This is a genomic window from Lacrimispora sp. YZC11, from assembly GCF_057543815.1.
This window is the reverse complement of sequence record NZ_BAAJYQ010000018.1, coordinates 1-12,099: the sequence shown is the minus strand read 5'-3', so window position 1 is coordinate 12,099 and position 12,099 is coordinate 1. Positions and strand designations below refer to the sequence as shown.

Here is a 12,099-nt window from a genome sequence, read left to right as displayed (position 1 = left end):
GCCGTCCTTTATGAGTTATTGACTAAGGTTTCGCAGTCCAGAAGAAGGACAATATGGTTATCCGAAACGGATATCATGCCGCTGACCAGTTCTTCCCGGTTATTGGCCGGAACCGGTGAGATTCTGGAATAGTCAATGTCAAGAACCTGCTCCACTGAATCCACGATGATTCCTATAAAAACAGAATCCACATTCAGAACAATGATACAGCTTGAGCTGGTATATTCAATGTCCGGTTTGCCAAGTCTTGAACGGATATCCATGATGGGAACGATCTGTCCCCTTAAGTTGATGATTCCTTTTACATAGCCTGGTACCATGGGCATGGCAGTAATTGTATGGTTGGTGATAATTTCAATGATATAATTGGTGCTCACACCAAAGGTTAAGTTCTCTGTACGGAAGGTTAAATAGCGTTCCGTGGTTTCTGTCCGTGCGGAAGTAAAAACTTCGGATGTAGCTGTATTTTCTGCTGGCATTTGTATTCCTCCGATTTCAATTTGCTTGCCCATGCTTTCTGGGCATAAAGGTATACCAAGGGTATTTCAATTAATAGTACTGGTTCTGTGATGCGGCATACAGGTTTAAAACGTCTAATATAATGCTGATATTACCATCACCAAGAATGGTACAGCCGCTGATACCTGAATCCTTAACATTGAAGCTGTTTAAGAATACCGGAAGCGGTTTTACAACAACCTGCTGTTCTCCTAAGAGTTCATCGACAAAGAGACAGTAAGATTTGTCACCGGATTCCACCCAAACCAGAATTCCGTCTTCAATGCTTGTAATTTCTGTTTCAATGTTATAAAGTCTGTGAATGCGGATGATGGGATAGAACTGGTTCATGCACTTAACGATCTCATTGCCTTCCGTATCGTAGATCACTTCTTCATTCTTCACCTTAAAGGACTGGCGGATGTTCGCAATGGGGATGGTAAAGACAGATTTTCCCACTGAGATCTCCATGCCATCCACAATGGCCATGGTGAGGGGGATTTTCAAGGTAGTGCACATTCCCTTGCCTAATTCACTGGAAATACTTATGGTACCTCCGATATTCTCAACATTTTTCTTAACCACATCCATACCTACTCCACGGCCGGAAAATTCAGTGACCACTTCATTGGTAGAAAAGCCGGGAGCCAGAAGAAGGTTTAAGATTTCCTTTTGTGAGTATTCGCTTTCCGGTTTGGTGAGAATGCCGTTTCTCTTTGCTTTTGCAAGAACTCCTGCCGGATTCACACCCTTTCCGTCATCGCTGATGGTAATGATGACTTCGTTGGTTGTATGGCTTGCTGAGAGAGTCAGTTCTCCCTGAGGATTTTTACCGGCAGCAATACGTTCCTCGGCAGTCTCTTCAATTCCATGGTCCATGGAGTTACGGACAATGTGCATGATGGGATCCCCGATGCTGTCTACGATGGACTTGTCAACTTCCGTATTTTCACCGATAATGGTTAAACGCACGTCTTTTTTGAGTTTTTGCTTCATGTCCCGGACGATGCGGTTCATTTTCTGGAATACGCCGGAAACAGGAACCATGCGAAGGGACATTACAATGTCCTGCAAGTCATCGGTCAGCTTGCGAAGCTGTCTTGTGGCCTTTAAAAAGCTGTCAAGGTTCTTTAAATTCTGAATCTCAGGCGATGAAGTCACCATGGATTCCGTAATGACAATCTCACCGACGATTGCCACCAGGTTGTCCAGCTTTGTCAGATTTACGCTGATCAGATTCTGTTTGTTCGTCATCTGATGAGCGTTTCCTGGGGCAGGAGAACCGGTGACCGGGGCACTTTCACCGGCAGATGGGGCTGAAACGGCTGTAGTATTCTTCGTTTCTGCACTGGGAGCGGCCTTGGCACGGGGATTTTCAATCAGTTCATAGGAACGGATGCTGCTTATATTGTTGACCTGTGATATGGCTGAGTCCGCCTCCCCACGGGATTGGAAGGTCATGAAAAAGCCTTTCTCAATAATAGCCCCGCTGCTTTGGCTGTTGGTCTCCACATCGGCAGGATAATAGCCGAACTCCAGCCCGGATTCTTTTAATGCGCTGATAAGCATAAAAGCCCGAAGGTTTTCCATTCCGCAACCTTCATCAAAGAAGATACGAAGGAAAAAGGCAGCCGTGTCATCCCGGCATTCTGCTAAGTCCAGACGTATTTCTTCCAAACTGGTGGCTGAAACGGGAGAGGATACGACCGGCGCTGGCTGGGAAGCTTCTTTTGGTCGGGAAGTGACCGGATGTTCTTTTTCCCCGGCAGCGGTTGGATTATCATCGCTGATTTTTTTCAGGAAGCTATTAATTTCTTGAGTCAGATGGTCGACATTATCACTAAGCGGCTCATTGTTTTCTACTTTTGAAACTTCAGCGCGAAGCATATCAGTAGAGCGGAACATTAAGTCAAAAAGAGTGCCTTTGTGGGAACTGTCAAGGGAATCCAGACCATTCTCACGGATAAAAAAGAATAAATCTTCAATACGATGAGCTATCTGCATCAGGGACGAAAATTCCATCATAGCGGAAGAACCCTTGACAGTGTGCATGATGCGGAAGATTTCATTTACGTCATCTACTGTAAAATCTCCTGCTTTTTCGGCTTCTATCAGGAGCTCGTCTAATTGCTCCAGGAGGGAATTGGTTTCAAACAGATACATATCAAGCATATTATCCATGCCGTTATCCATAATATTTACACCGCCTTGTCTAGTTTAGTATATATCTATTTATCGGTATGGTTGGATAAAAAATAATAGTAATTTAAATAACCTTTCGAAAAATATATAAAACACCAGTTAAATGGAGGCATAGTATGGCAGATATTTTAAAAGTTACAACACCCCTTTCCGGTTATGATAATTCCACGATAAAAAACAACCCCCAGGCTGGTCAGGGAATCCATATTCAGAATCCCGTAGACCCTTCAAGAGTGATGAGAGGGGATAACCGGACTGATTCCGGGGGAAACGGGGAACAGCAGCTGGCATTCCAGTACGGGTCGAATTTCGGTGCATTTCTAAATCAGGTAAAAAACATACCCGATCTTTCCAAAATTTTTACCGATCTTTTCTTTCAGGGCGAAGAAATGCTGACGGGCGGAATCATGGGAGAGGAAGCCGCACAGAAGATCGCTTCCTTTTTTGAAGCGGCCAAGATGCAGGGGGAAGAGATTCTGCCCTTTTTAAAGGAACAGGCCGAATCAGCAGTCCGTTTTAACGGAGGTATTTTTGACCAGCTGCGTCATGTGATGGCAGAAACAACTTCTGTGGATTTGAAAGCAGAGATTTTAAATTTTGTTAGAAAATTCAATGATATGTCTTCCGGTAAGCATATACTTCATGATATATTTAATACAGTAAAGGATATGGAGGGGTATGTTTTTAAGCAGACAAGAGAGCAGATAGAGGCTTTGCTTAAGGAGCTGGACTTATCTGCACCCGAAGGTCAGACTGCCCAAAACAGCGCGCTCTTAAAGGAAAAGCTCCTCCCTTTCCTGGGCCGTTATATCGCAATGAATCACGACATGGGCACCATACGTGATAAGATATCTCTTTTAACGGTATTAATGGCCAGGTATGAAAATGGGAACAGGGAAGAGGTTTTGCAGTCCTTTTCCAGGCTTACGGGATATCAGGGCTTTCGTAAATTTTTTGGATCCATGACAATGGAGCAGTTCGATGAGCTGCTTAATCAGGTTGATTTAGAGCAGGCGGCAGGGAAAAACCAATGGGCGGATAAGTTCATTGATTTTCTAAAGACTGGTGTGGGTGGAGGTACAGGCCTTGAGAATAAGCAGATGTTTCAGAATATGCTGCAATCCCTGGTTTTAAATGAAAGTGTTTATATGCCCCTTTTGCATCTGGCATTCCCCATGAATGTTGACGGGCGGAAACTGTTTTCCGAAATGTGGATTGATCCGGACGAGGAGGGCAGCAGCACCCAGGCAGGGGCAAAGCATACAACCAGAATTTTCGTTAAGTTTGATATCAGGGAATTAGGCCAGTTTAAACTGCTGCTTTTTTATGGGGACAATGCGGCCTCTATTCAGCTTTATTATCCGGAAAAGATGCAAAAATCAGAGGGCAATATTCATAAGGAGATTAAAAGTATCCTTGACCGGTATCATTTCCGGGCAGACAGTATTTACCTCCAGGCAGGGGGCGGACCCTCCTCACCGGTAGAAGTATTTCCCAAAATCCAGGAAAGGAAAAATTCAGTTGATGTCAGAATTTAAAAATACGTTAAATAAAAAGGCGGTCGCGTTGAAATATGACGACGCAAAGAATTCTGCTCCGGTTATCGTGGCCTCCGGTATGGGATATATGGCGGAGAAAATAATAGAAACTGCCAATGAAAGCGGTGTACCCGTTTATGAGGATAATTCACTGGCAACCATTTTAACCCAGCTTGAACTTGGAAGTCAGGTGCCGGATGAATTATATCAGACTATTGTGGACATTTACCTTTATTTCCTGAATTATGTACCTGGTCCGGTGGAAAAACCGGAACCGGAGCCCATAGAGGAAACAGAGGAAGAGGAAATAATAATAGAGGAAACGGTGGAGTAGGTTATGTTTATTGAATGTGAAAAAGCAAGTGTTTATTCCTTAAATGGTGTCTTTATCGCAGAGGTAAAGGTAGTTGATTCTCACAAGGACAGTATGGGCCTTATCTTTGAAGAGGAAGATATGGATAAGGTGAGTACAGAATCCGTGATCGTGTTTTATGACGGGGTTCAGGGGCTTGTTACATGCAAATGCCGTTTGTCCGGAAGGGTAAAGATCAATGGCGACGAAATCGGAGAGATTGCAAATGCGATCTATAAGGTTCCATGCTTAATTGACGAATTGATCGGTATAGAACAAAGGCGTCGTGACCTTAAGGTCAGGATTTCTTTACCGGTTACTTTAGAGACGGCAGATTCAGACGGAAAGGTCACACATATACCCGCTAAAATAAAAGATATTAGTGCAGGCGGTATCGGGCTTGAATCGGCTGTTGAATTAAAGCAGGAGCAGATCTTTTCTTTTCTGTTTGAAACTGACAGCGACTGTACCAGGCTAAAAGGCAGTATTTTATGGGTGGATAAACTGTCGGGTGAGAATGACCCGCCCCTCTACCGATATGGCAGCCGTTTCTTTGATATGACATCTTATCAGGAATCCATGGTCAGAAAATTCACTTTTTTGGAACAGCTGAAAAGAAGAAAAACACTGTAATTGCTTATTGGGTAATAGGAATTTTAACTGCTTTTTATGGTTGATGAAACGGGGGATAAGAAGATGTCACTGAATGTAAAAAGGCCTGCATTTGCATGATTGAGCAGCTAAAGGTAATGAAACCATAGCATTGCTGTATATAGCTTAATGATAGAAATCTACAAACTGCAGAACAAAGTTGTATTTTTAAAAAAGGAGCGATTTCATGAAACAACAAAAGAGGGGATTGGCAATAGCCATTATTGCAGCTTTTTGCCTGTGTCTCTTCCCTGAAAAAGCAATGGCAACAGAGGCAATCAATTCAATCAGCATTAAGGTGGTACTTAATATCGAGGCAGGAGACCGTTTGCCTGACATACAGATTAATAAAACCAATGGGGAATGCTATGTGAACTCCGGTGATAAAAAGTACACTGTCAGGGAGGCGAAGTGGGTCACCTCCACCTCAAAGGATATGTCAGTAGGGGAAGAACCCAGGATGAATGTTACCCTTACCCCTTCCGATGAATACGATGCTTATTTTAAGTCCTCTTATGAGGCTGCCAAGATGAAAATCACGGGAGGCTCCTATGTCAGCGCAAAGCGAAATGGCAGTGACTTAGTTGTCACCTTAAGGACGAAGCCTGTCAAAGGCCTGTACGCGGAACCGGAAGACGTGGGCTGGAAGGATACAAGGCTTGGCCAGGCTGTCTGGTCCAAAGGAGATAATACTTCTGGCGCTTATGAATTATGGCTTTATTGCGGTAAAAAAATTATTTTAAAAAAGGAACAGGTAAAGGCCACCTCCTATAACTTCTATCCGTATATGACAGAGGAAGGGACCTATTCTTACAAAATCCGTTCTGTTCCCTTTAAACAGGATGAACTGAAGAATGGAAAGAAAAGTGGATGGGTGGAGTCAGACGAACTGGTTATCAGGGACCGGGATGTATCCGATGGTACAGGAAAAGACTCGGATACAATTGCCGGTACAGCAAATGGCTCAGGAATAAAAGAGGGCTGGGATCAGCAGTCCGGAGTTTGGTACTACCGTTATGCTGATGGAACGGTTCAGGCGAATTCATGGATGGAACTTGATGGCGTATGGTACCGCTTTGACCAGGATGGAAAGATGGTGACCGGCTGGTTTATCCTGGATTCTGATATCTATTATATGAATTCCAAAGGAGCCATGGTGACCGGCTGGAATAAAATTGACAATACATGGTATTGTTTTTATCCGGACAACGGCTACGAGGCCCCCATGGGAGCCGCCGCAACGAACTGGCAGGTCATAGACGGCTATTATTATTATTTTAACAACCAGGGTGCTATGCAGAAGGACTGGATCAATCAGGCAGGAAGATGGTATTATTTAAATACCGTACAGGGAAACCTAGAGGGCGCTATGCTAAAGGGTTTAATCACCCGGAATGGGCATACATATTTTACCGGGGAAGACGGAGTCATGGTAACCGGCTGGCAGAAGATCGATGGACTGTGGCGATATTTTAATCAGGATGGCACGATGGCTGTTAATACGGTAATCAATGGATTTCCGGTAAATGAAGATGGAGTATGGGTACAATGATGAGAGATAAGAGAAGAAAACTGCATTCTATGTTTTTTGCAGTGTTGGTGGCAGCATTTACATGCTTGCCGGCTGTTATGTCCTTTGCTGCCGATTCTGTTGTGATTCGAAGCGTAAATCTTAAGTTTGACAGCCAGTATGGGAATGAAGAAATACTGATGCCTGGAATTTCCACAACCAATGCCGGAGTATCGGTTAATGAGGTTGTCTGGAAACGGGATATCAGCAAATGGAAGGCAGCGAAGAATGAACGGGTCAGCGTGTTTTTAACATCAGACACCTCGATATTTGCTGACGCCTACAACCGGACAGAGTGTAAGATCACAGGGGCAAAGTTCGTTTCCGCCAAAGCGCTTGATAACAATACACTGGAAATAAAGGTGGATTATGTTCCTGTAGTTATTTTAGGAAAAACAGCCAGGGCAGGCTGGAGCGACAGCAAAAAGACAAAGGCTGTGTGGGAAAAAGTTGAATTTGCTACGGGTTATCAGGTTGCTCTTTATGCAGATGACAAGCTGAAGAAGCGTATTTCCGTAGAAACCAATATGGTGGATCTTTCTGAATACATGGATAAGGATGCTGTATATTACTATGAAGTCCGGGCTATCGGCTATACTTCCGATGACCGGAAATATATGAAGGATGGGGATTATGTCACTTCCGATGATACGATTATGGAATATGACGGCGATACATCAGGTGCATGGAAGGGAAATACCTACAAGCAGGAGGATGGAGGAATCGCCAGGAATTGCTGGAAACAGATATTAAATGACTGGTATTATTTTGACGGGAATGGAATTTACCAGACAGGCTGGCTCCTGTCAGGTCAAAGATGGTATTATTTAAATCCCAAGGATGGAAAACTACTCATGGGCTGGCAGTTTGTCAATGGGAAATGGTATTATTTAAATCCGGGCGGAGGAGAAATGCTGACGGGTTGGATACAGCCCCAGCCAGGGATCTGGTATTATTTAAATCCGGATGGCAGCATGGTAAGCAGCACAAATGTGGGCAATTATTGGGTGGATGCTTCAGGAAAATGGATTCCGTAAAAGTCGGAGATTGACGGGAGGATTAAATTTTGGCAACGATAGACCAGTTAAGGCTGTCTGCACTTACTAATGCAAAAGCAGGGCAGGCAGGATATACGGCAGCTTCATCTGCCAAGGGGAATTTTAAACAGATTTTAAAATCAGTAGTAAAGGCTCCGGAAAACCTTGAAGCTATATTCACGGAGGCGTCTAAAAAATATGGTGTTTCCGAAAAACTGTTAAAGGCGGTTGCTAAGGCAGAATCGAATTTTAACCCATCTGCCACTTCAAAGAAGGGGGCTGCCGGAGTAATGCAGCTGATGCCTGCCACTGCCAGATCCTTAGGAGTGGACGATCCTTATGATGCAAGAAGCAATATCATGGGAGGAGCTAAGTATTTAAAAGAAAATTTAGAACGGTATAAAGGAAATGTAGATCTCACCCTGGCGGCTTATAATGCCGGCGGCAATAATGTGAGCAAATATGGAGGAATCCCTCCTTTTAAGGAAACCCAGGAATATGTAAAGAAGGTTAAGAATTATATGGGCGATTCCGAAACATCAGGATATTCGACGGATATATCAAGTGCTTTGCAATATCTGTCAAGTCCTTCATTGGAAGGAGAAAGCGGAAGTCTTGTACCGGCTAAATCGGATTATCTTTATTTGATCGAACTGATGAAGCTTCGGATGCAAATGGCTTCCTACAGTATGTCCAATCAGTTTGGCTCCGATGATTCAACGGTTGAATCAATCTATAATTTATAAATAAAAAGCCTAATGGAAAATCGAAAGAAATAGATTTTCCATTAGGCTTTTCCTATGTAATAATAATTAACATATCATTCTAGTTATGTATAAGATCTGCCTATTATGAAGACCTTACTTTTTAGAAATCGCATCACTTACTTTTACCAAAGCCTCAATAAAATATGATTTCTTAATAGGCTTAAAAACAAAAGGAACAGAGGGACCCAACTCTTGCACCATCTGCTGTGTTTTATCATAGACAAGAGAACTGATGATGATAATTCCTGCATCTGGATGATGCTTTAATAGGCGTTTGGAAGCTTCGATACCATCAATTCCAGGCATTATGATATCCATGGTCACAATATCAGGTCTTTCTCTTTCATAGGCTTCCAGAGCCTCTTCCCCACTTCTGCACTGATAGATTACATCAAAATTTGTTCCTTTAAGTAATTGCTCTATCTCACTGCGTGTCACAATTGAATCATCGACAATCATAATTGTTTTTTTCATAATAGCTACCCTCCTTCTGATTTAATTACTTCCGATCGTAACTTCACTTTCGCTATTTTTATAAATAATGCTTCTGGAGTATTCCTCCTGAACCAAAAGGCTGGAAGAACCGATTCGGATGCGAACCACGGGCAGCAGCTGCTGGCATTGAATGATTCCGGACTGTTCCTTGTCAATTGTGTTTATTTCCTCCAGGCGGTTTATGATCTCCTGTTCCCGGAGGTTTAAATAAGTAGAAGCCTGCTTTAAATTATCCAATAGATGCTGTTTATCCTGCCTTTGGGTGGTTTCGAGATAGGTGATATTTTTTCTCACTTCCGACATGTTATGATGAAGCTGTTCCAGTTCCCTGGCAATACGAGAGGATTCTTCCACGTTTTTAGGAACATTTGCAATAATTAATTCGGTAATGAGCCGCCGTACTTTGGAACCGATAATACGGGCATTGATGCTGTTCGCAGCCAGAAGTGTGCCGCCGATAATGACTCCCATGCCGGAGGTAACAATAATATCCTGACCGCTTTCAATTTTGGAGTTGATTATGCTTTCTGCATACACATTACCTTTGGCGGTAACCGTGCAGTGCTCCAGGTAGCGGCATTTGACATCAGAGTCAGAAGTCAGAGTACCGCGGCCGTTTCCCGACATTCCGCTGGCAATGGTAATGGATCCCTGCGCTATAATCTGGGCGCCTTCTACGGAACCTCGGATGTCAATGTTTCCGGTAGCCTTCACCGTAAAACCGTTCCTTACATCTCCAGTAATCAAAATATCACCGTCATAGTCCAGGTTTCCTGTACTGTTATCAATATTACCATTTATCTTAAGGATAGGATCTACCTGGAACTTTCCATTAACAAATGTTACATGGCCTGTTTTTTGAGAAACGAGCTGAGTCCGGTCTTCCGTAAGCTTAGTATTGCGGCCTACAGGTACGGGAACGTCAGTTCCCTTAATAGTACAGGGATAGGGTTGCCCGGTTATAGTCATACCATTTTCGCCCGGAACAGCAAGAGCTATACTACAGATCACTTCTCCATCTCTGACAGACTGGATGTTATTTAGTTTTTTGTAATCCACGGATCCATTTTCATCTTCTATAAATTCAAGCTTAAGATCACGTTTAAAATGATCTTTAATAAAACCATCAATTCCATTACGTGCAAGAACTCCCTTTGCAACCAGTACGGCCTGGCCATAGACCTGATCTTCAACAATTGATTTCAGAGACTCCTCCATAATTCCGGTATTTACATGCTCCTGATTGAGGAGTGATTTTAGGTCTTCTTCCTTTATTCCCTGGCCGTCGTTAAAAGGAGGAATCACATAAAACCACGCAGCCATTCGATCTTTTGAGATATTAATATAGGCCTGAGCCGCCTTTGGCTGGGGAGCCTGCTCTTGTGCGGCTTCGGCTGTCCGTTTAAAAACATTGGATAATGATTGCATTTTACTGGTAAACTGAGCGCATTCACTGCATAATGCCTCTTCATCGATCCGTACAATAAGCGGATCATCGGATGGATCCCATATAAAAGAAGCAGAGGGAGCAATCGTTTCAATTTCGGGAAATACGGTTGTTGCGGCAGAATCTTTTTGTGCGGTTGGATCGGCTGCTGTTTTATTCAAATCTTCATTTGGGGATTCTTCAGGTGAAACAGCAACACTTGCAATGGATATCTCTGAAGATTCCGCTGAACGTCTTACATTTTGGAAAAGGCTAAAGAATCCTTTTTTAGTTTTTTCTTTCATTTTCTTCCCCTAACATTAAAAAATACCTGCTACTATTAACCTGTATGCAAGTAATTGGCTGATTTGTATCGTTTCTTTGGCTGGAGTCAATAGACGTCAGGATATGATGTTATTAGCTTCACAACCAAAGAAATGCTGACTCAGGTTTCTGGTCATTCCATTCCTATGTATATATAGTCAGATGAAATTGATCTTGAGCCTTTTTTAATCAGATTACCTGGACCGAGCCATGAGAATCTATTTCGTTGGACGTTGGATTTAATCCTGCCCGATCTTTTTGAAACTACATTCCTTGGATTATCCATTGATGATAAGAATTTGTCATGCTGATTGCCAGGCATTGAATTACGGGGTATCGGAATCCTTGATCCAAGACGCGTCATAGGAACACCTCCTTCTTAATTACAAATCGACTTTATTATTATATCGGCAAACTGTACTATAAATATAACATAATAGTTGCCCTTTTGGTTACTTAATTTAAAATAAATATATTTGGTTACATAAAATAGTTACTGAAATTCTAAGGCGCGTAACTATTCCCGCTCTGCAGGAGGGCACCAAGACTTAGTTTGCCGATGTGCCACCAGGTTTGCAGGAGGAATACAGCCTCTTTTGATACTTATGGCTTAATAGCCTTATGGCAAAATAATTGTATTAGAAAGAACAAAGGTCATAATTGTTTTTAAACCTTACGGAGCCAATAGTATCTATTACTAAAATATATATTTACAATGACCAACGCATTCTATTAAGAGGTTTTATTCTCAATAAAATAAATTTTAAAATAAATGTTGACTTTTGTCCAATGCTTTGATATGATGTAACTCGCCGCTGAAAACGGCGGCAAATTTTCCCCAAAACACATCGATGAACGATGAAAAAAGTTTTGAAGAAAATGAAAAAAATGGTTGACAAAAACAACCGGCTATGATATCCTTTAAAAGTTGCTGCTGCGACAGTAACACAGAAAAAAGCACTTTGAAAACAGAAGATTGAACAGTATGTAAAACCCTGAAAATTCTAATAAAACAAGTCATGTTTGATGACTTTGAATGAGAAAATTTCAGAACGAATACAAGCAATTGTATACGAACCAAACAACAAGTAAAACGGGAAATAAATTAGCTAGTTAGTTGATTTTGACCCCGGATTGAACACCATTTAATTTGAGAGTTCGATCCTGGCTCAGGATGAACGCTGGCGGCGTGCTTAACACATGCAAGTCGAGCGAAGCGATTCAAAAGAAGTTTTCGGA

Annotated in this window: 10 protein-coding genes and 1 rRNA gene; 7 read left to right on the top strand and 4 right to left on the bottom strand. The window is 42.4% G+C overall.

Annotated features, from left to right (window positions below):
- Positions 1 to 8: 8 nt before the first annotated feature.
- Together AC27IJ_RS20510 and AC27IJ_RS20505 are read right to left on the bottom strand one after the other, a co-directional pair.
- Entirely contained in the window at positions 9 to 479 is a 471-nt protein-coding gene (locus tag AC27IJ_RS20510; RefSeq protein ID WP_312447427.1) for a chemotaxis protein CheW, read from the bottom strand.
- A gap of 70 nt (positions 480 to 549) precedes the next feature.
- Entirely contained in the window at positions 550 to 2,691 is a 2,142-nt protein-coding gene (locus AC27IJ_RS20505; RefSeq protein WP_312447426.1) for a chemotaxis protein CheW, read from the bottom strand.
- Positions 2,692 to 2,816: 125 nt separating this feature from the next.
- On the opposite strand from AC27IJ_RS20505, the gene AC27IJ_RS20500 reads away from it, so the two are divergent.
- The 6 genes from AC27IJ_RS20500 (at position 2,817) to AC27IJ_RS20475 (ending at position 8,594) form a co-directional block, all read left to right on the top strand.
- Positions 2,817 to 4,238 carry a hypothetical protein gene (locus AC27IJ_RS20500; RefSeq protein ID WP_312447425.1) on the top strand — a complete coding sequence of 474 codons (1,422 nt, stop codon included), beginning with the start codon at positions 2,817 to 2,819 and terminating at the stop codon, positions 4,236 to 4,238.
- Positions 4,225 to 4,572, top strand: coding sequence for an EscU/YscU/HrcU family type III secretion system export apparatus switch protein (locus AC27IJ_RS20495; protein ID WP_312447424.1), 348 nt, complete (start codon positions 4,225 to 4,227; stop codon positions 4,570 to 4,572). The genes AC27IJ_RS20500 and AC27IJ_RS20495 overlap by 14 nt, the downstream gene beginning before the upstream one ends.
- 3 nt (positions 4,573 to 4,575) lie before the next feature.
- Positions 4,576 to 5,223 (top strand): PilZ domain-containing protein, encoded by a 648-nt coding sequence (locus AC27IJ_RS20490; protein ID WP_312447422.1) that lies wholly within the window; start codon positions 4,576 to 4,578, stop codon positions 5,221 to 5,223.
- 205 nt (positions 5,224 to 5,428) lie between these two features.
- Entirely contained in the window at positions 5,429 to 6,793 is a 1,365-nt protein-coding gene (locus AC27IJ_RS20485) for an N-acetylmuramoyl-L-alanine amidase family protein (protein WP_487150619.1), read from the top strand.
- A complete protein-coding gene (locus tag AC27IJ_RS20480) occupies positions 6,790 to 7,848 on the top strand; it encodes an N-acetylmuramoyl-L-alanine amidase family protein (protein ID WP_312447418.1) in 1,059 nt (352 codons plus the stop codon). Before AC27IJ_RS20485 ends, AC27IJ_RS20480 begins: the two co-directional genes overlap by 4 nt.
- A gap of 29 nt (positions 7,849 to 7,877) precedes the next feature.
- A complete protein-coding gene (locus AC27IJ_RS20475) occupies positions 7,878 to 8,594 on the top strand; it encodes a lytic transglycosylase domain-containing protein (protein ID WP_312447417.1) in 717 nt (238 codons plus the stop codon).
- Between the two features lie 114 nt (positions 8,595 to 8,708).
- On the opposite strand, the gene AC27IJ_RS20470 is transcribed toward AC27IJ_RS20475, so the two are convergent.
- Positions 8,709 to 9,089 carry a response regulator transcription factor gene (locus AC27IJ_RS20470; protein WP_312447415.1) on the bottom strand — a complete coding sequence of 127 codons (381 nt, stop codon included), beginning with the start codon at positions 9,087 to 9,089 and terminating at the stop codon, positions 8,709 to 8,711.
- A 21-nt stretch (positions 9,090 to 9,110) separates the two neighbouring features.
- Positions 9,111 to 10,841, bottom strand: coding sequence for a flagellar assembly protein A (locus AC27IJ_RS20465; RefSeq protein WP_312503659.1), 1,731 nt, complete (start codon positions 10,839 to 10,841; stop codon positions 9,111 to 9,113).
- A 1,165-nt stretch (positions 10,842 to 12,006) separates the two neighbouring features.
- On the opposite strand from AC27IJ_RS20465, the gene AC27IJ_RS20460 reads away from it, so the two are divergent.
- Positions 12,007 to 12,099: ribosomal RNA gene (locus tag AC27IJ_RS20460) — 16S ribosomal RNA — on the top strand; the annotation flags it as partial.

Coding starts and splice junctions, on each gene's coding strand:
- AC27IJ_RS20495 (WP_312447424.1), top strand. CDS start 4,225: ATGTCAGAATTTAAAAATACGTTAAATAAAAAGGCGGTCGCGTTGAAA.
- AC27IJ_RS20465 (WP_312503659.1), bottom strand. CDS start 10,841: ATGAAAGAAAAAACTAAAAAAGGATTCTTTAGCCTTTTCCAAAATGTA.
- AC27IJ_RS20510 (WP_312447427.1), bottom strand. CDS start 479: ATGCCAGCAGAAAATACAGCTACATCCGAAGTTTTTACTTCCGCACGG.
- AC27IJ_RS20470 (WP_312447415.1), bottom strand. CDS start 9,089: ATGAAAAAAACAATTATGATTGTCGATGATTCAATTGTGACACGCAGT.
- AC27IJ_RS20500 (WP_312447425.1), top strand. CDS start 2,817: ATGGCAGATATTTTAAAAGTTACAACACCCCTTTCCGGTTATGATAAT.
- AC27IJ_RS20485 (WP_487150619.1), top strand. CDS start 5,429: ATGAAACAACAAAAGAGGGGATTGGCAATAGCCATTATTGCAGCTTTT.
- AC27IJ_RS20480 (WP_312447418.1), top strand. CDS start 6,790: ATGATGAGAGATAAGAGAAGAAAACTGCATTCTATGTTTTTTGCAGTG.
- AC27IJ_RS20490 (WP_312447422.1), top strand. CDS start 4,576: ATGTTTATTGAATGTGAAAAAGCAAGTGTTTATTCCTTAAATGGTGTC.
- AC27IJ_RS20505 (WP_312447426.1), bottom strand. CDS start 2,691: ATGGATAACGGCATGGATAATATGCTTGATATGTATCTGTTTGAAACC.